This is a genomic window from Dyella sp. 01L423 (genome assembly GCF_056399945.1).
This window is the reverse complement of record NZ_JBFTSI010000004.1, coordinates 297485-317684: the sequence shown is the minus strand read 5'-3', so window position 1 is coordinate 317684 and position 20200 is coordinate 297485. Positions and strand designations below refer to the sequence as shown.

The following is a 20200-nucleotide window of genomic DNA, read 5'->3' as shown; positions in this document are numbered from 1 at the left end:
GTCACAATGCATCCTCCCAACGCCTAGAGAGGCGCATTGCGGCCTGGATCAGGCCCACCATCGAATAAGTCTGCGGAAAATTGCCCCAGTGCTCGCCATTGGCCGGAGCGATGTCTTCGGACAACAGGCCCAGGGGATTCCGCTGCGCCAGCATGTGTTCGAACATCTCGCGCGCACGCTCCCGGCGCCCAGTGGCGGCCAGCGCTTCGATGTACCAGAAGGTGCAGATGTTGAAGCTGGTTTCCGGCGCACCGAAATCGTCCGGAGCGATGTAGCGGAATAGATAATCGCCGCGCCCCAGCGCGTGGCCGATGGCATCCACCGTAGCGATGAAACGCGGGTCCATCGCATTGACGAAACCGATATCGGCCAGCAACAGCAGGCTCGCGTCCAGGTGTTCGCCATCGTAGGCGTCCACAAAGGTGCCGAGCTTTTCGTTCCATGCGTGCGCTTCGATACGGGCGTGCAGTGCAACCGCTTCGTCATGCCAGTAGCGCGCACGCTCGTCGAGGCCAAGTTCGGTCGCGATATGCGCAAGGCGATCGCAGGCAGCCCAGCACATGGCGGCGGAATAGGTGTGCACCGCGGCCCGGCCGCGATATTCCCACAGCCCGGCATCCGGTGTTTCAGCCACGCGCAGGGCCAGTTCGCCCATGCGCTCCAGCCGGCGAAAGGTGAGTTCATCGCCCGGATGTTCGAGGCGGCGATCAAAAAAAATCTGCGAGGAGGCGAGAACGACCGAACCATACACATCGTTCTGCCGCTGCCGCCACGCGTCGTTGCCCACCCGCACCGGTCCCATGCCGCGATAGCCGGCCAGGCTGGTTACCTGCGTTTCTGCCAGGTCATGTTCGAAAGTGATGCCAAACACGGGTCCGATCTCGCCGTCGCCATCGGCGACCAGGTTGAATACGTAGCGGATGTATTCCTCCATGCTGCGGGTGGCGCCGAGACGGTTGAGTGCGCGCACGGTGAAGGCCGCGTCGCGGAGCCAGCAGTAGCGGTAATCCCAATTGCGGCCTGAATTGGCGGACTCGGGAATGGAGGTGGTGAGCGCCGCCACGATGGCGCCGGTCGCTTCGTACTGGCATAGCTTCAGGGTGATGGCGGAGCGGATGATCGGTTCCTGCCATTCATACGGAACGGACAGGTTGCGTACCCATTCGCGCCAATAGGTGAGCGTGTTCTCCAGCGTGTGATGGATGAAGTCCGCCGGACTTTCCAAGAGCGTTTCGTCCGGACCGAACACAAAATGCGCCGGTTTCTCCAGGAAAAACGGCAGCCCCCGTTCGATCATCGTGGACGACACATCGCTGGTCAGGCGCTGCACGACGCCCTCGAGCAGGAAGCGGATATGGTTGCTCCCCGAGGTCGTCTGCGGCACTTCGCTGCCGTATTTGCACAGCGGACGCAACCGCACTCTGATGCGCGGCGAGCCGCCGATAGGCCGCACGCGCCGCGCGATCAGCACGGGATGATAGAAGCGGCCGCGCGCCCGAAAGCGCGGCATATAGTCGACGATCTCCACGCCCGATCCATGGTGGTCGTAAAGGCGGGTGACCAGCACGGCCGTGTTGGGCATGTAATGCTGTTCGGCGCGGTCGATGTCTTCCAGCTCGATGGACCAGTCGCCACCGTCGCATTGCGGCGACAACAGCGCGCAAAAGCTCGCGTCGCCATCAAAGCGCGGCAGACAACACCATACGATGCGGCCGCGCCCGTCGATCAGTGCAGCAACACTGCCGTTGCCGATGACACCCAGTTCCAGGGTCGATTTCGCTCCCGGATTGGTTTGGGTATCAGGCGTTTCCTCCCGAGGAGTGGGCATGCGCGAGGGCTCCATGCTTGAGTGCGTGCAGCACGCGGAACAGCCAGGCCCGCGCGGCGGCAGGCTCCGGCAGCGAATAGCGGGCCACGCTCGGTTCGCGCGAACCCACGCGTACGCTCAACCCGTTCTGGAGATTGGCCGTGGCAAAGCCATGTTCGTCGGTGAGATCGTCGCCTACGTACACCGGCAGGCGATCGCGGAACGGCCATGCCGACATCAATGTGGCCACCGCCGAGCCCTTGTCCATGCCTTCGGGCTTCAGTTCGATGACCAGGTTGCCCGGCTGCATTTCGTAGCCGGCCAGCGATGGCAGCACCTTCTGCACGCGCTCGCGCAAACGTTCGAACATCTGCGGCGAGGTGCGGCAATGCAGCGCTATCGCCATGCCCTTGTCTTCCAGCATGACGCCGGGCAATTCGGCGACGATGGCGCTGGCGATGTCGCGAACCAGCGAGCGGCGGCTGGCGCCGATATGCACACCGCGATAGCGACCGTCGGCGCCGCGCAATTCAAGGCCATGCAAACCGGCCATCGCCCACGGCGGATGGCCAAACAAATCGTCGAGGTCGTCGAGCCCGCGTCCGCTCACCAGCGCTAGCGCGCCATCGAGGGCGCCGTAGAGGTCTTCCACCAGTTCACGCAGACGCGAATCCACGCAAACTTGATCGGGGTGATCGGCAAAATCCAGCAGCGTGCCATCCACGTCGAGGAACAACGCCCAGCGGTCATCCACGCCAGGCATAGGCGGAGCCGGGAGAGGCATTTGGGCGGACATGGCGGAGTGGGGCACGGGGGATAGCACGAGCGCAGACTATCAAGCCAAATGTGAAGGCAAGCTCTGGGTGCGGCGCGTGTTGGCTGAAGAAATGTCGTACACCTGGCGTTGACGTGGCTTGAATCACGCGCGGGTGATCCGCATGTGTTTTGGCAGTGGTGGCGAGGGCCGCCAAATCCTATTGATCGAGGGGACAACCCATGCGGATGGACAAACTCACCTCGCGTTTTCAGCAGGCCTTGGCAGACGCCCAGTCGCTTGCCGTTGGACGCGACAACAACATGCTTGAACCGGTCCACGTGATGGCCGCGCTGCTCGACCAGCAGGGCGGTTCCACCGGGCCGTTACTGACCCAGGCGCAAGTCAACGTGCCCACGCTGCGCCAGCGCATCAACGAAATGGTGGACCGCCTGCCGCGCGTCACGGGGCAGGAGGGCAATATCCATGTCGGCAACGAGCTGACGCGCCTGCTCAACCTCACCGACAAGCTGGCCCAGCAGCGTGGCGATCAATTCATCGCCAGCGAACTGTTCGTGCTCGCCTCGCTGGAAGACAAGGGCGAACTGGGCGCCGCGCTCAAGGCGGCCGGTGCCACCAAGGCGAATGTCGAGGCTGCCATCGAGAAGCTGCGCGGCGGCGAAAAGGTGCAGAGCGAGAACGCTGAAGACCAGCGTCAGGCCCTGGAGAAATATTGCATCGATCTTACGTCGCGCGCCGAGTCCGGCAAGCTCGATCCGGTGATCGGTCGCGACGAGGAAATCCGTCGCACCATCCAGGTGCTGCAGCGTCGCACCAAGAACAACCCGGTGCTGATCGGCGAGCCCGGCGTGGGCAAGACCGCGATCGTCGAGGGCCTGGCCCAGCGCATCGTCAAGGGCGAAGTGCCCGAAGGCCTGCGTGACCGCCGTGTGCTCGCGCTGGACATGGGCGCGCTGATCGCCGGCGCAAAATTTCGCGGCGAGTTCGAGGAGCGCCTCAAGGGCGTGCTCAATGATCTTTCCAAGCAGGAAGGCCGCGTCATTCTGTTCATCGACGAGCTGCACACCATGGTGGGCGCCGGCAAGGCCGATGGCGCCATGGATGCCGGCAATATGCTCAAGCCCGCGCTGGCGCGCGGCGAACTGCATTGCATCGGCGCCACCACGCTGGACGAATACCGCAAGTACATCGAGAAGGATGCCGCGCTGGAGCGCCGCTTCCAGAAAGTCTACGTGGGCGAGCCCAGCGTGGAAGACACCATCGCCATCCTGCGCGGCCTGAAGGAGCGCTACGCCGTGCATCACGGCGTCGAGATCACCGACCCGGCCATCGTCGCGGCGGCCACACTGTCCAACCGCTACATCCCCGATCGCCAGCTGCCGGACAAGGCCATCGACCTGATGGACGAAGCGGCCTCGCGCATCCGCATGGAAATCGATTCCAAGCCGGAGGAGCTCGATCGCCTGGAGCGTCGCCTGATCCAGCTGAAAATCCAGCGCGAGATGCTCAAGAAGGAAACCGACGACGCCTCCAAGAAGCGCCTTGCCGATCTGGAAAGCGACATCGAAAAGCTGGAGCGCGAGTTCTCCGATCTCAACGAGATCTGGAAGTCCGAGAAAGCCGCGCTGCAGGGCGCCACCAAGGTCAAGGAACAGATCGAGGCCGCGCGCGTGGAACTGGACGCCGCCCAGCGTCAGCAGGACTACGCCAAGATGAGCGAGATCCAGTACGGCAAGCTGCCGGAACTGGAAAAGCAGCTCGCCGCCGCGCAAGCCGCCGAAAAGCAGGACTTCAAGCTGGTGCAGGATCGCGTCACCGAGGAAGAAATCGCCGAGGTGGTGTCGCGCTGGACGGGCATCCCGGTCAACAAGATGCTGGAAGGCGAGCGCGACAAGCTGCTGCATATGGAAGACGCGCTGCACAAGCGCGTGGTTGGCCAGGATGAAGCGGTGCGTGCGGTGTCCGATGCGATTCGCCGCTCGCGTGCGGGTCTTTCCGATCCGAATCGCCCCAACGGGTCGTTCCTGTTCCTCGGTCCCACCGGCGTGGGCAAGACCGAACTGTGCAAGGCGCTCGCCGAGTTCATGTTCGACACGCAGGATGCGATGGTGCGCATCGACATGAGCGAGTTCATGGAGAAGCACTCCGTGAGCCGCCTGATCGGCGCGCCTCCGGGCTATGTGGGCTACGAAGAAGGCGGCTATCTCACCGAGGCCGTGCGTCGTCGCCCGTACAGCGTGATCCTGCTGGACGAGGTGGAAAAGGCTCACCCGGACGTGTTCAACATCCTGCTGCAGGTGCTGGACGATGGTCGCCTCACCGACGGCCAGGGTCGCACGGTGGATTTCCGCAACACCGTCATCGTGATGACCTCCAACCTTGGCTCGCAGATGATCCAGGAGCAGGCGGGCGACAGCGAGGCCGATTATCTGCAGATGAAGGCGGCGGTGCTGGGCGTGGTGCAGGCGCACTTCCGTCCGGAGTTCATCAACCGACTCGATGAACTGGTGGTGTTCCGCCCGCTGGAGAAGAAGCAGATCCGCAAGATCGCGCTGATCCAGCTGACCTATCTGGAGAAGCGTCTGGCCGAGCGTCAGCTGCGCATGGAGATCAGCGACAAGGCGCTGGACCTGCTCGGCAATGTGGGCTTCGATCCGGTGTATGGCGCGAGGCCGCTGAAGCGGGCGATTCAGCAGCAGTTGGAGAATCCGCTGGCGCGTCAGATTTTGGAAGGGAAGTTTGCTGCTGGCGCGACCATCGTGGTGGAGGCAGAGCAGGGGCATTTGGTCTTCCACACGCAGTAACTGTGCTGGGTCGTTTGGAAGTTGCCGGTTGTGGCGCCCGTCCTGTGTGAGCAGGGCGGGCGTTTTGTTTTGCGTGGCCTTTCAAAGGCGCGCCGCTTTGCTCCCTCTCCCCATCGGGAGAGGGCTGGGGTGAGGGGCGGGTGCTCGCGGGACCGTCCCAACGTCGTCATCCCGGCGCAGGCCGGGATCCAGAGCCTCGGTGTTTGGTTGTCGCGTGGCCCGCCTGCCGCGGGCTTCCGTGCCGCTGCCGCGGCCCGGGTCACTTTCGCTTGCTTGCCCAAGAGAAAGTGACCAACGGAGAAGGGCCCCCCGGGTAACCCGACCGCCGCGTCATGCGGGGACCCCCAATGGCCAGAGCCACATCAAGAGCCAAGAACCGTGCGTTCTGGTGCGGGCGGAGCGGTTTTTTTGTGGGAGCGCACCCTGTGCGCGACGAACCTACGGAGCGATACATCCCAGCGTGGCTGTCGCGCACAGGGTGCGCTCCCACAGGAAGGCGTGCACGGACGAAACGGGGAGACGGCTCAACCCAACGGCCCCAGCCCCCACTCTGCTACCATGCGCCCCACCTGAGGTGACCCCCAGCCAGTCGGCTGGGAGTTGAAACGGGAATCCGGTGCGGCGCTGATGCGCCTATTCCGGAGCTGCCCCCGCAACGGTAGGCAGGCGCGATCCAGATGAGGATCGACGGAGCGACATCGAGCCACTGTGCCAAGCGCATGGGAAGGCGTCGTTCCGGAAGGCGTTTACGTCTTCGCCCGCGAGCCCGGAGACCGGCCTTGAGGTACGACCAGACAGGCGGTGGGCCGTGTCATGGATGTCGTGCACGCGCACGGCCGCCACGCTCCTCCTGCCTGTCTATTTCCCATGCGATCCGCGCGGGCAGGCGCGGTTGAGGAGCAGTACTTTGACCATCCGACTTTCCATGATCCGTCGCACCGCGTTGGCGACGGCGCTTTTGACCATCGTTTTGCCTGCGTTTGCGGACGACACGACCAACCTCGACGGTGTGGTGGTGACTGCCACGCGCACCGAGCAGACACAGAACCAGACGCTGTCCGCGGTGACGGTGATCGACCGCGCCGATATCGAACGCCTGCAGCCGTCCTCCCTGGCAGACCTGCTGCGCGGCACGCCGGGCATGCAGATCGCCAACAACGGCGGTCCCGGCAAGGCGACCAGCGCGTTCCTGCGTGGCACCGAAGCCGACCATGTGCTGGTGATGATCGACGGCGTCAAGATCGGCTCGGCCACGCTGGGCACGGCGGCGTTGCAGGACTTCCCGGTCGACCAGATCGAGCGCATTGAAATCGTGCGCGGCCCGTTCTCCAGCCTCTACGGCTCCGAGGCGATCGGCGGCGTGATCCAGATTTTCACGCGTCGTCCGGAAGGCGCCTTCGTGCCGTCCTTCAGCCTGGGCGTCGGCAGTTATAGCCATCTGAATGGCTCGGCCGGTTTTGCCGGCAAGAGCGGCGACGGCTGGTACTCGCTGGAGGCATCGCACGATCAGACGCACGGCATCAATTCCTGCCGCGTCGGTGCGGCCGAAGTGGGCGCAGCCTGCTTTGCCGACCAGCCGGACAAGGACGGCTATCGCAACAATGCGCTGACCCTGCAGGGCGGCTACAAGTTCGACGAACAGTGGGACGCCGATGTGCGCCTGTTCCGCAGCGAAGGCCACAACTACTACGACGGCACGTACACCGACTCCGACAAGAGCGCCACGCAAGTCGTGGGTGGCAGCGTGCACTACCGCCCGGCGTCCAACGTGAAGCTCACGCTCAGCCTCGGCACCAGCGGCGACTTCAGCAAGGACTTTTACCAGGGCGTGTACGTCGATCGTTTCGACACGCATCGCGACCTGGGTTCGTTCCAGGCGGATATCGGCTTTTGGGGTGGCCTGCTGACGACCGGCTTCGACTGGCAGCGTGACCATGTGGACAGCACGGCTGGTTACATGAATGCGTTTACCGGCGAGCCGGTGAACAGCCGCATCGATCGCGGCGGCTTCGTGCAATGGCAGCAGACCTTCGGCAGCCAGTCGGTGCAGGCCAGCGTGCGTCACGACGACAACAGCCAGTTCGGCAGCAAGAACACCGGCAGCCTGCTGTGGGGCTGGGACTTCACGCAGACGCTGCGCCTCACCGCGAGCTATGGCACCGCGTTCAAGGCGCCGACCTTCAACGACTTGTACTACCCGTTCTACGGCGACCCGAATCTCAAGCCGGAACGTTCGAGGAACTTCGAACTCGGCCTGCGCGGCAGCTACGACTGGGGCTACTGGTCGTTGAATGCGTTCCGCAACAACGTGACCGACCTGATCACCTACGACGCGGCGACCCAGGCGCCGGGCAATGTGGACGAGGCGCGCATCCGCGGTGCAGAAGGCGTGGTGAGCGGGCACGTGCTGGGCTGGCTGGTGACGGGCACGGGCACCTGGCTGGACCCGCGCGACGAATCGGCCGCGTACGAAGGCAACCTGCTGCCACGCCGTGCGCGACAGACCGGCAATATCGACCTCGACCACAGCTTCGGCGACTTCAGCGTGGGAGGCACGTGGTTCGTCTCGGGTCGTCGCTACGATGATCTGGCCAACCAGCATCCGCTGGGCGGCTATGCCATCACCAACCTGCGTGTTGCCTACGCCATCTCGCGCGATTTCAAGCTGCAGCTGGCACTGAACAATGCCTTCGGCAAGGACTACGAAACCGCCTGGTACTTCAACCAGCCGGGTCGTAACTACATGTTGACCCTGCGTTATCAACCCGCGCAGTAAGCCATGACGCCGGGGCCTGAGTGGGCCTCGGCGTTTTTCCATGCATTCGACTAGGAGTCGTCTTGTGAAAGCTCTCTCCGGTTCGCGCTTCAACGCGCTGTGGCTGCTGCTGGCGGCGGTGATGATCGCCACCCGCTTCAAGCATTTCGGCGACATGCTGCATCTGCCTGATGCATCGATGGCGTTGTTTTTCCTCGGCGGTCTGTACCTGCGCCGGCACTGGACCTTCGTGGTGATGGTGCTGCTCGCCGTGGCGCTGGACTGGGTATCGATCAGCTACGCAGGCGTGAGCGCTTTCTGCGTGACGCTGGCCTACTCGTTCCTGCCGCTGGCTTATGCGGTCCTGTGGTACGCCGGACGCTGGTATGCGCCGCGTGTGGATCAGAGCGCCTTGTCGCTGCTGGGCGCCTTTGGCGTGGCGGTGCTGGCGGCGATCGGGTCCTTTGCCATCTCCAACGGTTCGTTCTATTGGCTGGGTGGTCGTTATGCGCAGCCGCACATGACTGAATACCTGGCGCGCCTGTGGCAGTGGGGTCCGCTGTTTGTACGCACCACCCTCTGTTACGTGGCAGCAGCCTTGGTGCTGCACGCGCTGATCGTGCGCGTGGCATCGTCTTCGAGTGTGCAGCAGAAGGAAGCCTGAGCATGAGCGATACGCCCGAAACGCCGAATGCAGAAGAGCGCCACCGCGAGCGCATGCAGCGCAAGAAGGAACTGGTCGATCGCAAGATTGCCCGTGCGACCATCGAGCGCGGCGTGCTGGTGGTGAACACCGGCAACGGCAAGGGCAAGAGCTCGTCCGGCTTCGGCATGCTGGCGCGTTCGCTGGGCCATGGTTTTCGCTGCGGCGTGGTGCAGTTCATCAAGGGCAGTTTTTCCACCGGTGAGGAGGCGTTCTTTCGCCGCTTTCCCGATGAGCTCGATTACCACGTGATGGGCGAAGGCTATACGTGGGAAACGCAGGACAAGGCACGCGACATCCAGGCGGCGGCAGCGGCCTGGCAGGTGGCGGCCAATATGCTGGTGGATGAGTCGATCGACTTCGTGCTGCTGGACGAACTCAATATCGCCCTGGTCAAAGGCTATATCGACCTGGACATCGTATGCGCCGCGCTGAAGGCCCGGCCGCCACGTCAGCACGTGGTGATCACCGGTCGCGGCGCGCCGGATGCCCTGGTGGAACTGGCCGATACGGTGACGGAAATGCGCCTGGTGAAGCACGCCTTCCAGGCAGGCATCAAGGCGCAGCAGGGCATCGAGCTCTGAAGCGTTCGCTCGGTGTGGCGAGTGGAATAAACAACGGAGTTCACCGATGACCGACCAGAGCGCCTCCTGTCCCGCCTTGCTGGTATCGGCGCCTGCGTCGGGCCAAGGCAAGACCTCGGTGACGGCAGCCCTGGCGCGCTGGCACGTTCGGCAGGGCCGGCGCGTGCGCGTCTTCAAGACCGGCCCCGACTTTCTCGACCCCATGGTGCTTGAGCGTGCCAGTGGCGCGCCGGTCTACCAGCTTGATCTGTGGATGAACGGCGAGGATGACGTGCGCGCGCGCTTGGTCGAGGCGGCGGGCGAGGCGGATCTCATCCTGGTCGAAGGCGTGATGGGCTTGTTCGACGGCGGCCAATCGAGCGCCGACCTTGCACAGCGTTTTGGGTTGCCGGTGCTTGCCGTGATCGACGGTTCGGCGATGGCGCAGACTTTCGGTGCGCTGGCGCTGGGACTGGCGAGCTATCGCGACGGTTTGCGCGTGCATGGTGTCGCCGCCAATCGTGTGGGCAGCGCGTATCACGCACAACTGCTTGCCGGCAGTGTGCCGTCGCATCTGCAATGGCTGGGTGCCTTGCCCCGCGATCCCGCGCTGGCCTTGCCCGAGCGGCACCTGGGCCTGGTGGCTGCTGGTGAACTTGGCGATATCGATGCGCGCCTGGATGCACTGGCCGACGCATGGGCGACGCACGCCACGGCTGAAATCCCGCCACCGGTGAGTTTCCCCGCTGCTTCGCGCGCGCCGGTGCCCAGGCATCTGAAGGATTGCCGCATCGCCATTGCACGCGATGCGGCGTTCTGTTTTCTCTATCGGGCCAATCTCGATCTGTTGCGCGAAGCGGGCGCTGAGTTGCGCTTCTTCTCGCCGCTGGCTGGCGATGCGCTGCCCGAATGCGATGCGGCATGGCTGCCTGGCGGCTATCCCGAACTGCATTTGCAGGCGCTATCCGATAGCGACACCTTGCGCAGCTCCTTGCACGATCACGTCAACGCCGGCCGCCCGCTGCTGGCCGAATGCGGCGGCATGCTTTACGCGCTGGATTCCCTGGCGGGTACCGATGGCAAGGCATTTCCGATGGCGGGGCTGTTGCAGGGCCAGGCGACGATGCAGACGCGACTCGGTGGGTTGGGGATGCAATCCGTCGCCCTGCCCGAAGGCGAGTTGCGCGGCCACACCTTCCATTACGCGCTCGCCGAGATCGGCGAGCCGCCGTTGACCATGGCCGCCAATCCGGATGGCGGCCCGAGTCGGGAAGGCGTATTTCGCCGTGGCCGTTTCACCGCGAGCTTCATGCATCTCTATTTCCCGTCCAACCCGACGGCAGCCGTGGCCTTGTTCCAGCCATGATCACCGCCCTGACCATGCTGCTCGCGATTGTGCTTGATGCGTGGCTGGGCGAACCGCGGCGGATGCACCCGTTGGTGCTGTTTGGACGTCTGGCCGCCTGGGCCGAATCGCGATGGCACGGCGATCGTCGAGCGGCGGGCGTGCTGGCGTGGTGCGCTGTGGTGCTGCCTCTGGTGGCGCTGGCTTGGCTGCTTGGCGTGTGGATCGGGTACGCGGCGTCCTGGTTGAGTCTGGTTTTCGATGTGATCGTGCTCTACCTCGTCATCGGTTTGCGCAGCCTGGGCGATCACGCCATGCCGGTCGCCCGCGCGCTTGCCGCCGGCGACATCCTTGGTGCACGCACGGCGGTGGGACGCATGGTGAGTCGCGATACCGTCGCACTGGATGATGCGCAGGTGGCTGCTGCCGCCACGGAATCGGTGCTGGAGAACGGCAACGATGCAGTGTTCGGCGCGCTGTTCTGGTTCCTCGTGCTGGGAGCACCGGGCGCCGTGCTCTATCGACTCGCCAACACGCTGGATGCCATGTGGGGCTATCGCACAGAACGCTATGAGCGCTTCGGCTGGGCGGCTGCGCGGATCGATGATGTGCTCAATTTTCTGCCGGCGCGCCTGACTGCGATGAGTTACGTGTTGCTGGGCGATGCGGCACGAGCGTGGCGTTGCTGGCGCGAACAGGCGCCGCGATGGGACAGCCCTAACGCCGGCCCGGTGATGGCTGCCGGTGCGGGCGCTCTCGGCGTCTGCCTCGGTGGCGCCGCGCCTTATGACGGTGTGTGGGAACCGCGTCCCGTGCTGGGCGAGGGTGATGCGCCGGATGGGCAGTCCATCGTGCGCGCGTTGCGCCTGGTGCGTCGCTGCGTGGTGCTCTGGCTGGTGGTGATCGCGCTGCTCGGCGCCGTGGGCTGGGGAGCCGGCCATGCTTGAACACGGCGGACGCCTGCTGCGAGCAGCGCGCGCCTACGGCATAGCGCCAGACGCGTGGCTGGACTTGTCCACCGGCATCAGCCCTTACGCCTGGCCGGTGCCCGCGGTGCCGGCCTCCGTCTGGCAGCGATTGCCCGAAGACGACGATGGCCTCACGGAGACGGCGTGCGAGTACTACGGTGCCGCGCAACTGTTGCCCGTAGCCGGATCGCAGGCCGCCATCCAGATGCTGCCCAATCTGCGGCAAACCTCGCGGGTGGGAGTGATTGCGCCGGGCTACAACGAACACGCGCATGCGTGGCGCCGTGCGGGCCATGCGGTGGAAACGCAGTCGGCAGCGAGTCTGCTGGCGGATCCATCGCGCTACGACGTGATCGTCCTGATCCATCCGAACAATCCCGGCGGCGAGCGTTTCGATCGTGCCGCCTTGCTGGCAAGTCATGCGGCGTTGGCTGCGCGTGGCGGCTGGCTGATCGTCGACGAGGCTTTCATGGATGCCACGCCGGAGCACAGCCTTTGCAGTGAAGCGCAACGCGAGGGGCTGATCGTGCTCCGTTCCTGCGGCAAGTTCTTCGGTCTGGCTGGGGCGCGCGCCGGCTTTGTGGCGGCACATCCTGCGCTGCTTGCATCGCTGGGCGATTGTCTGGGCCCGTGGACTTTGAGCGGACCCACGCGTCATGTGCTAAAGCTCGCGCTTGCCGATCGCACGTGGCAGGCCACGGCACTCACTTGGCTGCACAGCATGAGCGATCGTCTTGCGTCTGTGCTGCTGCGTCATGGCATGGCACCCGCGGCGGGATGCGCGTTCTTCCAGTGGTGGCGGCACGCGCGCGCTGAAGCCGTGCATGTGGCGCTCGCCAAGCAAGGCATCCTGACCCGTCTGTTCGACACGCCGGCAAGCCTGCGTTTTGGCCTACCCCCCGATGACGCCGCATTGCAGCGCCTCGACGATGCGCTAGGCGCGCTGGACTTGAAGGAAATGCTGCGATGAGCGCTGGCGTGCTGATGGTGCAAGGCTGCACTTCCGATGCGGGCAAGAGCACCCTGGTCACCGGTTTGTGCCGTTGGTTGCACCGACGCGGCATCGCGGTGGCGCCGTTCAAGCCGCAGAACATGGCGTTGAATTCCGCGGTGACGATCGATGGCGGCGAAATCGGCCGCGCCCAGGCCGTGCAGGCGCAGGCGTCTGGCCTGGAGCCGCATACCGATTTCAATCCGGTCCTGCTCAAGCCCAATAGCGACATCGGCGCGCAGGTGATCGTGCATGGGCATCCGGTGGCGAACATGGATGCGCGCCACTACCACGACTACAAGCGCATCGCGATGGACGCCGTGCTCGCCTCGCATCGCCGCCTGGCCGATCGCTACGACGCGATCGTCGTGGAGGGCGCGGGCAGTCCGGCGGAGATCAACTTGCGCGATCGCGATATCGCCAACATGGGCTACGCCGAGGCGGTCGATTGCCCAGTGATACTGATCGCCGACATCGATCGCGGCGGCGTGTTCGCGCATCTCGTGGGTACGTTGGCGCTGCTTTCGCCAAGCGAACGCGCGCGCATCGCCGGCTTCGTCATCAATCGTTTTCGCGGCGACATGGCTTTGCTTCAATCGGGCCTGGATTGGCTGGAGCGCGAAACCGGCAAACCGGTGCTCGGTGTGCTGCCCTATCTGCACGGCCTGCACCTGGAGGCCGAAGACGCGTTGCCGCGCGACGCCATAAAAAAGCATGCCGCCCGCCTGCGCGTGCTGGTTCCCGCTTTGCCGCGCATCAGCAACCACACCGACTTCGACGCTTTGCTTGCCCATCCAGACGTCGAGCTGCGTTTCGTGGGTCCCGATGAAGTGCATCCGCACGCGGACCTGATCGTGCTGCCCGGTTCCAAATCCACCCGCGCCGACCTGGCCTGGCTGCGCGCGCAAGGCTGGAACGAAACCATCACGCGGCATCTACGCTATGGCGGGAAAGTGATCGGCATCTGCGGCGGCTTCCAGATGCTGGGGCGCTTCGTGCATGATCCACTGGGCATCGAGAGCGAGCCGGGCTCGAGCGATGGACTGGGCTGGTTGCAGATGGAGACCACGCTTCAATCGCGCAAGCAATTGCGGCGCGTGGAGGGGAAACTGGTCCTGGGAGACGCGCGGGTGAGCGGCTATGAGATCCACTGCGGCGTCAGTCGTGGTGCAGCGTTGGAGCAGCCGGCTAGTGTGCTCGGTTCGGGCGAACCTGACGGCACGCTGTCGACTGATGGTCAGATCCTTGGCACCTACCTCCACGGTCTATTCGATGAGCCGCAGGCGCTCGCGGCCCTGCTTGGCTGGGCGGGTCTGCGCGATGCCGCTCCGCTCGACCTGCACGCGCTGCGCGAGGGGAGCATCGACCGCGTGGCCGATACCGTGGAAGCACATCTCGATACCGCGGCACTGCTGCGACTGCTGCAACCGATGAAGGAGGGCACGCCATGCGCACCTTGATCCTCGGCGGCGCCCGCTCCGGCAAGAGCGCGCTGGCCGAACGACTTGCCGCCGAATCGGGGCACGAGGTGGTCTACATCGCCACCGCACAGGCGCACGATGAGGAGATGGCCGCGCGCATCGCCCGTCACCGGGCGCAACGTCCTTCCCACTGGCTCAGCGTGGAAGAACCGCTGGCCCTGGCTGCGGCCCTGGAAGCGCATGCGCGCCCTGGCCGATGCGTGCTGGTCGACTGTCTCACGCTGTGGCTCAGCAACCTGCTGGGCGCCCCCGATACCGCACGCTTCGCGCAGGAGCGTGACGCCTTGCTTCACCTGCTGCCTTCGCTGAAGGGTCAGCTGCTGTTAGTCAGCAACGAAGTGGGCCTGGGCGTGGTGCCCATGGGTGAACTCACGCGACGTTTTGTAGATGAAGCCGGACGCTTGCACCAAGCCCTTGCCGCGCAGTGCGAGCGGGTGGTGTTTGTCGCTGCCGGATTACCCATGCCCCTCAAAGGAAGTCTTACATGAGCCAAGACTGGCTGACCGAACCCTGCTTCGCGATCGACGAAGCGAGCCGCCAGCGCGCATTGGAACACCAGTCGCAGCTGACCAAGCCGCCGGGTTCATTGGGCACGTTGGAAACGCTGGCCGTGCGTCTGGCCGGCATGCAGCACGCGGTGATGCCGTCGGTGCAGTCGGTATGGATCAGTATTTTTGCCGGCGACCACGGCGTGGCCGCCGAAGGCGTATCGGCGTTTCCGCAGGTAGTGACCGGCGAGATGATCCGCAACTTCGCCAATGGCGGTGCCGCGATCAGCGTGCTGGCGCGCAGCCTGGGCGCCATGCTCGAGGTAGTGAACCTGGGTACGGTGAACGATCCGGGCGAACTGCCCCATGTGCGACGCGCCATCATTGCGCCGCAGACCAACAATTTCTGCGAAAGCCCCGCGATGAGCGCGGTGCAATTGGAGCTCGCCCTGCGTGCCGGCGCAGACAGCGCGGAAGCTGCGCGGCAGGCCGGTGCGAAGCTTTTCATCGGCGGCGAGATGGGCATCGCCAACACGACCTCGGCGGCGGCGCTGGCCTGTGGACTGTTGCGCGAATCGCCCAGTGCGCTCGCCGGCGCCGGCACCGGTTTGGATGCCGCGGGTATCCAGCACAAGGCCGCGGTGATCGAGCGCGCGTTGGCGCTCTATCCCGCCGATGACGATGCGCTGGCGTGGCTCGGTCGCGTGGGTGGCTTCGAGATCGCCGCGTTGTGCGGCGCGTATATCGGCGCGGCGCAGCGCGGTATTCCTGTGCTGGTCGATGGCTTTATCACCACGGCGGCGGCACTGGCAGCGGTGCGCATCAATCCGTCCTGCCGTGAATGGATGTTCTTCGCGCATCGCTCGCGCGAGCGCGGTCACGCACGCCTGCTTGCGGTACTGGAAGCCGATCCGCTGCTGGATCTTGGCCTGCGCCTGGGCGAGGGCAGCGGTGCTGCTGCCGCGGTACCGTTGATGCGGTTGGCCTGCGATCTGCACGCGCGCATGGCCACCTTCGCGCAGGCGGGGGTGAGCAGCGCATGATCGGCAAGCACACCGGCATCGATTTGTTGCGCCATGGCGATACCGGGCAGCGCAGCTATCGCGGCCAACTCGACGACGCGCTCAGCCCGCTGGGCTGGAGTCAGTTGCGTGCGGCGATTTTCGGACGCAGCTGGGATGCCATCGTCACGTCGCCGCTGCGTCGTTGTGCGGAGTTCGCGCAGGATCTGGCCTGTGCGCGGCGCGTGCCGATGCGGGTGGATGCGCGTCTGGCCGAATATCACTTCGGCGATTGGCAGGGCGTGCCCATCGAGACGCTGGCGCAGGAACAAGGTGACGCGCTGACGCGCTTCTGGGCCGATCCCGTCGCGCATCCGCCGCCGGGCGGCGAGCCGTTCGCCGCCTTTCGCGACCGTCTCTGCGCCGCCTTGAACGAGGTCGCCGAAGCGGCGGAATCGCAGCGGGTGCTGGTGGTGACCCATGGCGGTGCGATCCGTCTGCTGCGTTGCGAGGCGGAAGCGCGCGATTTCGGCGAGATGGCGAACATCGACGTGCCGCACGCATCGCTGCATGTGCTGCCTTGGGTGTCGCCCACGAGCAAGCAGGAACCGGCCTGATGCGGGGACTGTTCGCTGCCATCGGTTTTCTCACGCGCTTGCCGCTGCCGGCGCGCGCGTTCGATGGCGCGTCCTCCCCCTCGGCGCAGCTGGCCTGGTATCCGGCCGTGGGCTTGTTGATTGGCGGTTTGCTGTGGTGCCTGGGTTGGTTGTTATCGGGCGCGTCATCCTTGCTGGCTGCAGCGCTGTTGCTGGTTGCGTGGGTGGCGCTGACGGGGGCGCTGCACCTGGATGGCCTGGCCGACAGTGCAGACGCCTGGGTGGGTGGCCTGGGTGATCGCGAGCGCACGCTGACCATCATGAAAGACCCGCGCAGCGGCCCCATCGGGGTTACCGCGATCATGCTGGTGTTGCTGTTGAAATTCGCGGCGCTGGCCAGCATGCCCCAGCCGTCGGCGATGTTGTGGGTGGCGCCCTTGTTGGGGCGCGCGATCCTCACCGCGGCGTTCATGACGACGCCCTACGTACGCAGCGGCGGCCTTGGCAGCGGCCTGGTGGGTGAGTCGCGCGCGCGATGCGCCCTGGCCCTGCTGTTCGCCGCCATCGTTACGCTGTTCGCCGGCTGGCACGGGTTGCGGGCCATCCTGGTGGCCGCCTTGGTGTTTGTCTGGTGGCGATGGAGCTGCATGCGCCGGCTGGGCGGGATGACCGGCGATACCTGCGGTGCGCTCACCGAATTCACCGAAGCAGCGGTGCTGGTCGCCTTCGCGCTTTAGCCGTTTGCCTTGCCGGACCTACAAATCGTTGAATTCCCGCCGTTCGCCTCGATAATGGACAGTTGTCGTCGTACGCGTCGGTGCGTGATCCCGGCACGGCGAGCGATCCTTCGGAGTGTCCATGCCTATCTACGAATTTGAATGCGCCAGCTGCGGCCACCGTTTTGACCGCCTGCAGAAGATCGCCGACCCCGATCCGTCGGTGTGCCCGGCTTGCGACGTGGCCGAAGTGAAGCGGCGCCTGAGCGCGCCGGGTTTCCGCCTGGCCGGCAGCGGCTGGTACGAGACCGACTTCAAGAAGGACGGCGACAAGAAGCGCAACCTGGCCGGCGACAGCGCCGCGCCTGCGGCCAGCGCCCCGAGCCCGCCCGCTCCCTCAAGCTCATCGAGCTCCTCCAGCGACAGCTGAGCGAGCCGGATGGCTGAACGCCGGATAGCCGGCCGGCAGGTTTCTACGAACAGTCGCAAGATATTCAATTCCGGTTGAAGATATTCCCACTAGCGTGACTAGCCGTCACAGAGGAGTGGGATCGATGTTCCGGATACGAACAGGCTTGATGGGTGTAGCGGCAGGTCTCATGGCAGGCCTGTTGTGGGTGGCGGCGCCGGCGGTGCATGCGCAGGGTCGCGACCAGGTGCGTTGCGGCAGCGACGATGGCCGTTTCACGCGCTGCCAGGTGCCGTGGCGCGACGCCGAAATGATCCGCCAGGAATCGAACAGCCCGTGCATACGCGGCCAGACCTGGGGCGTCGATCGCGGCGGCCTGTGGGTGGATCGCGGCTGCCGCGCCCAGTTCGTGGAAATGGGCGGAGGCGGGTATCGCCCGCCGGGTGGTGGCTACTACCCGCCGCCGGGCTATCGTCCGCCGGATAACGGCGGCTGGCGCCCGGGTCCCGACTGGGATCGCGAAATCCGCCTGCAATGCGAAAGCAACGACAAGCAGTACCACTTCTGCCAGGTGGACGTGGGTGCGCGCGGCAACGCCGTGCTGGTGCGCCAGCTGTCCGGCTCGGCCTGCGAGCAGGGCTATAGCTGGGGCTGGAACCGTGCCGGCGTGTGGGTTTCCAAGGGCTGCCGCGGCCTGTTCTCGGTCAATCGGCGCTGGTAACGGGCTGAAAAGTGGGCGCAGGCGGGGTTTTGCAGCCCCGCCTGCCGTTCGCCGCCGGGCGGGTCGGTGTTAACATTCCGGGTCTTCTTGTCCACGCATCACGCCGCCCAGCGGCCCGGAGTTCCAAGCGCATGCGCACGCATTTTTGCGGCCTCATCGATGAGGCACTGGTCGGCCAGACCGTTTCCCTGTGTGGCTGGGTCAACACCCTGCGCCTGCAGAGCCACGTGGCTTTCGTCGACCTGCGCGACCACGAGGGCCTGGCCCAGGTGGTGATCGAGCGTGACAACGCCGCCGCATTTGCCGTGGCCAATGAAATCGGCAACGAGTACTGCCTGCGCGTCACCGGCGCCATCCGCAAGCGCCTGTCGGTGAACGACAAGCTGCGCACCGGCACGGTGGAGCTGGTGGCCGACAACGTCGAGATTCTCAACGCCGCGAAGGATCTGCCGTTCGCGATGCACGAGAATCCCAACGAGGAGATGCGCCTGACCTATCGCTACCTCGACCTGCGCCGCCCGGACATGCAGCAGATGATGCGTCGTCGCATCAAGCTGGTGCAGTCGCTGCGCCGCTATCTGGATGCCGCGGGTTTCCAGGACATCGAAACGCCGATCCTGACCAAGGCCACGCCCGAAGGCGCGCGCGATTACCTGGTGCCAAGCCGCGTGCATCCGGGCCAGTTCTACGCGCTGCCGCAGTCGCCGCAGCTGTTCAAGCAGATCCTGATGATGGCCGGTTTCGACCGCTACTATCAGATCGCCCGCTGCTTCCGCGACGAAGATCTGCGCGCCGATCGCCAGCCCGAATTCACCCAGCTCGACCTCGAGTTCGCCTTCGTCGAAGAAAAGGACGTGCAGGATTTCGTGGAGGAGTTGATCCGCCACGTGTTCAAGGAAGTGGTGAACGTCGAGCTCGATGCGGCGTTCCCGCGCATGACCTGGGCCGAAGCCATGCGTCGCTTCGGTTCGGACAAGCCGGACCTGCGCATTGCGCTGGAACTGGTCGACATCGCCGACGCGGTGAAGCACGTGGAATTCAAGGTGTTCGCCGAGCCGGCCAATGCCGACGACGGCCGCGTGGCCGCGCTGCGTGTGCCGGGCGGCGCGACGTTGACGCGCAAGGAAATCGACCAGCTCGCCGAATACGTGGCCAAGTACGGCGCGAAGGGCTTGGCTTGGCTGCGCGTGGATGACTTGTCCAAGGGCCGCGAAGGCATCAACTCGCCGGTTGCCAAGTTCCTCGACGATAAAGCGCTGGAAGGCGTGCTCAAGCTCACCGGCGCCGAATCCGGCGACATGCTGTTCTTCGGCGCGGGCACGTGGAAGGCCGTCACCGACTTCATGGGTGCGCTGCGACTGAAGGTCGGCAAGGACCGCGGCCTGGTCGAAAACAGCTGGAAGCCGCTGTGGGTCACCGACTTCCCGATGTTCGAATACGACGAGGAAGAAAAGCGCTTCGTCGCCCTGCATCATCCGTTCACCGCGCCCAAGGTGGACGACATCGCCGAGTTGCGCGCGAATGCGTCCAACGCAGTGAGCCGCGGCTACGACATGGTGCTCAACGGCAACGAAATCGGCGGCGGCTCCATCCGTATCCATCGTCCGGACATGCAGAGCACGGTGTTCGACCTGCTCGGCATCACGCCGGACGAGGCCGAGATGAAGTTCGGCTTCCTGCTCAAGGCACTGAAGTTCGGCGCACCGCCGCACGGCGGCCTGGCCTTCGGCATCGACCGCATCGCCGCGCTGATGGCCGGTACGGAATCCATCCGCGACGTGATCGCCTTCCCCAAGACCACCAGCGCACAGGATCTGATGACCGACGCGCCGTCTTTGGTGAGCGAGGCACAGCTGAAGGAATTGCATGTGAAGGTGGCTGCGGAAACGAAACCGGTCTGATTTTTCTGCCGTCATTCCGGCGCAGGCCGGAATCCAGAGACTCAGTGGATGGTTTTCGCGAAAACCCTGCACGCTCGCTACTGGATTCCGGCCTGCGCCGGAATGACGAGCGAAAGAGCGCGCAAGCGACGCTGCGAAACCTTTCGCGTACTGGGTCGCGGCCGCAGCGCAACTTT

General features: G+C 65.0%; 17 protein-coding genes and 1 riboswitch. Of the genes, 15 read left to right on the top strand and 2 right to left on the bottom strand.

What is annotated here, in order from left to right; translation table 11 throughout:
• Position 1: 1 nt before the first annotated feature.
• Positions 2-1828 carry a glycoside hydrolase family 15 protein gene (locus tag AC1DMY_RS14025; protein WP_477165542.1) on the bottom strand — a complete coding sequence of 609 codons (1827 nt, stop codon included), beginning with the start codon at positions 1826-1828 and terminating at the stop codon, positions 2-4.
• The gene (gene otsB / locus AC1DMY_RS14020; protein ID WP_477165541.1) at positions 1800-2570 is read right to left on the bottom strand and encodes a trehalose-phosphatase; all 771 of its coding nucleotides are present in this window, start codon (positions 2568-2570) and stop codon (positions 1800-1802) included. Before otsB ends, AC1DMY_RS14025 begins: the two co-directional genes overlap by 29 nt.
• Before the next feature lie 233 nt (positions 2571-2803).
• Between otsB and clpB the strand changes: the two genes are divergently transcribed.
• The 15 genes from clpB (at position 2804) to aspS (ending at position 20024) form a co-directional block, all read left to right on the top strand.
• The gene (clpB, locus tag AC1DMY_RS14015) at positions 2804-5386 is read left to right on the top strand and encodes an ATP-dependent chaperone ClpB (RefSeq protein WP_477165540.1); all 2583 of its coding nucleotides are present in this window, start codon (positions 2804-2806) and stop codon (positions 5384-5386) included.
• 555 nt (positions 5387-5941) lie between these two features.
• Positions 5942-6182: riboswitch (cobalamin riboswitch) on the top strand.
• A 21-nt stretch (positions 6183-6203) separates the two neighbouring features.
• A complete protein-coding gene (gene btuB, locus AC1DMY_RS14010) occupies positions 6204-8162 on the top strand; it encodes a TonB-dependent vitamin B12 receptor (RefSeq protein ID WP_477165539.1) in 1959 nt (652 codons plus the stop codon).
• A 64-nt stretch (positions 8163-8226) separates the two neighbouring features.
• A complete protein-coding gene (locus AC1DMY_RS14005; RefSeq protein ID WP_477165538.1) occupies positions 8227-8805 on the top strand; it encodes a hypothetical protein in 579 nt (192 codons plus the stop codon).
• A 2-nt stretch (positions 8806-8807) separates the two neighbouring features.
• Entirely contained in the window at positions 8808-9428 is a 621-nt protein-coding gene (gene cobO / locus AC1DMY_RS14000; RefSeq protein ID WP_477165537.1) for a cob(I)yrinic acid a,c-diamide adenosyltransferase, read from the top strand.
• A gap of 46 nt (positions 9429-9474) precedes the next feature.
• A complete protein-coding gene (locus tag AC1DMY_RS13995; RefSeq protein ID WP_477165536.1) occupies positions 9475-10773 on the top strand; it encodes a cobyrinate a,c-diamide synthase in 1299 nt (432 codons plus the stop codon).
• Positions 10770-11699, top strand: a complete 930-nt coding sequence (cbiB, locus tag AC1DMY_RS13990) for an adenosylcobinamide-phosphate synthase CbiB (protein ID WP_477165535.1) — start codon at positions 10770-10772, stop codon at positions 11697-11699. Before AC1DMY_RS13995 ends, cbiB begins: the two co-directional genes overlap by 4 nt.
• Complete coding sequence (gene cobD, locus AC1DMY_RS13985; protein WP_477165534.1) at positions 11692-12690, top strand: threonine-phosphate decarboxylase CobD; 999 nt, start codon at positions 11692-11694, stop codon at positions 12688-12690. The genes cbiB and cobD overlap by 8 nt, the downstream gene beginning before the upstream one ends.
• Entirely contained in the window at positions 12687-14171 is a 1485-nt protein-coding gene (locus AC1DMY_RS13980) for a cobyric acid synthase (RefSeq protein ID WP_477165533.1), read from the top strand. The genes cobD and AC1DMY_RS13980 overlap by 4 nt, the downstream gene beginning before the upstream one ends.
• Positions 14159-14680, top strand: coding sequence for a bifunctional adenosylcobinamide kinase/adenosylcobinamide-phosphate guanylyltransferase (cobU, locus tag AC1DMY_RS13975; RefSeq protein ID WP_477165532.1), 522 nt, complete (start codon positions 14159-14161; stop codon positions 14678-14680). Before AC1DMY_RS13980 ends, cobU begins: the two co-directional genes overlap by 13 nt.
• Positions 14677-15723, top strand: a complete 1047-nt coding sequence (gene cobT / locus AC1DMY_RS13970; protein WP_477165531.1) for a nicotinate-nucleotide--dimethylbenzimidazole phosphoribosyltransferase — start codon at positions 14677-14679, stop codon at positions 15721-15723. The genes cobU and cobT overlap by 4 nt, the downstream gene beginning before the upstream one ends.
• Positions 15720-16298, top strand: a complete 579-nt coding sequence (locus tag AC1DMY_RS13965; protein WP_477165530.1) for a histidine phosphatase family protein — start codon at positions 15720-15722, stop codon at positions 16296-16298. Before cobT ends, AC1DMY_RS13965 begins: the two co-directional genes overlap by 4 nt.
• Positions 16295-17014, top strand: a complete 720-nt coding sequence (locus tag AC1DMY_RS13960; protein ID WP_477165566.1) for an adenosylcobinamide-GDP ribazoletransferase — start codon at positions 16295-16297, stop codon at positions 17012-17014. Before AC1DMY_RS13965 ends, AC1DMY_RS13960 begins: the two co-directional genes overlap by 4 nt.
• 121 nt (positions 17015-17135) lie before the next feature.
• Positions 17136-17423, top strand: coding sequence for an FmdB family zinc ribbon protein (locus tag AC1DMY_RS13955; RefSeq protein WP_441603141.1), 288 nt, complete (start codon positions 17136-17138; stop codon positions 17421-17423).
• Positions 17424-17547: 124 nt separating this feature from the next.
• Positions 17548-18123, top strand: a complete 576-nt coding sequence (locus AC1DMY_RS13950; RefSeq protein WP_477165529.1) for a DUF3011 domain-containing protein — start codon at positions 17548-17550, stop codon at positions 18121-18123.
• 131 nt (positions 18124-18254) lie between these two features.
• Positions 18255-20024, top strand: a complete 1770-nt coding sequence (gene aspS, locus AC1DMY_RS13945) for an aspartate--tRNA ligase (protein WP_477165528.1) — start codon at positions 18255-18257, stop codon at positions 20022-20024.
• Positions 20025-20200 lie beyond the last annotated feature (176 nt).

Bases quoted from the DNA above. Each gene is read 5' to 3' on its own strand.
- AC1DMY_RS14025 (WP_477165542.1), bottom strand. From the start codon at position 1,828: ATGCCCACTCCTCGGGAGGAAACGCCTGATACCCAAACCAATCCGGGA.
- otsB (WP_477165541.1), bottom strand. From the start codon at position 2,570: ATGCCTGGCGTGGATGACCGCTGGGCGTTGTTCCTCGACGTGGATGGC.
- clpB (WP_477165540.1), top strand. From the start codon at position 2,804: ATGCGGATGGACAAACTCACCTCGCGTTTTCAGCAGGCCTTGGCAGAC.
- btuB (WP_477165539.1), top strand. From the start codon at position 6,204: ATGTCGTGCACGCGCACGGCCGCCACGCTCCTCCTGCCTGTCTATTTC.
- cobO (WP_477165537.1), top strand. From the start codon at position 8,808: ATGAGCGATACGCCCGAAACGCCGAATGCAGAAGAGCGCCACCGCGAG.
- AC1DMY_RS13995 (WP_477165536.1), top strand. From the start codon at position 9,475: ATGACCGACCAGAGCGCCTCCTGTCCCGCCTTGCTGGTATCGGCGCCT.
- cbiB (WP_477165535.1), top strand. From the start codon at position 10,770: ATGATCACCGCCCTGACCATGCTGCTCGCGATTGTGCTTGATGCGTGG.
- cobD (WP_477165534.1), top strand. From the start codon at position 11,692: ATGCTTGAACACGGCGGACGCCTGCTGCGAGCAGCGCGCGCCTACGGC.
- AC1DMY_RS13980 (WP_477165533.1), top strand. From the start codon at position 12,687: ATGAGCGCTGGCGTGCTGATGGTGCAAGGCTGCACTTCCGATGCGGGC.
- cobU (WP_477165532.1), top strand. From the start codon at position 14,159: ATGCGCACCTTGATCCTCGGCGGCGCCCGCTCCGGCAAGAGCGCGCTG.
- cobT (WP_477165531.1), top strand. From the start codon at position 14,677: ATGAGCCAAGACTGGCTGACCGAACCCTGCTTCGCGATCGACGAAGCG.
- AC1DMY_RS13965 (WP_477165530.1), top strand. From the start codon at position 15,720: ATGATCGGCAAGCACACCGGCATCGATTTGTTGCGCCATGGCGATACC.
- AC1DMY_RS13955 (WP_441603141.1), top strand. From the start codon at position 17,136: ATGCCTATCTACGAATTTGAATGCGCCAGCTGCGGCCACCGTTTTGAC.
- AC1DMY_RS13950 (WP_477165529.1), top strand. From the start codon at position 17,548: ATGTTCCGGATACGAACAGGCTTGATGGGTGTAGCGGCAGGTCTCATG.
- aspS (WP_477165528.1), top strand. From the start codon at position 18,255: ATGCGCACGCATTTTTGCGGCCTCATCGATGAGGCACTGGTCGGCCAG.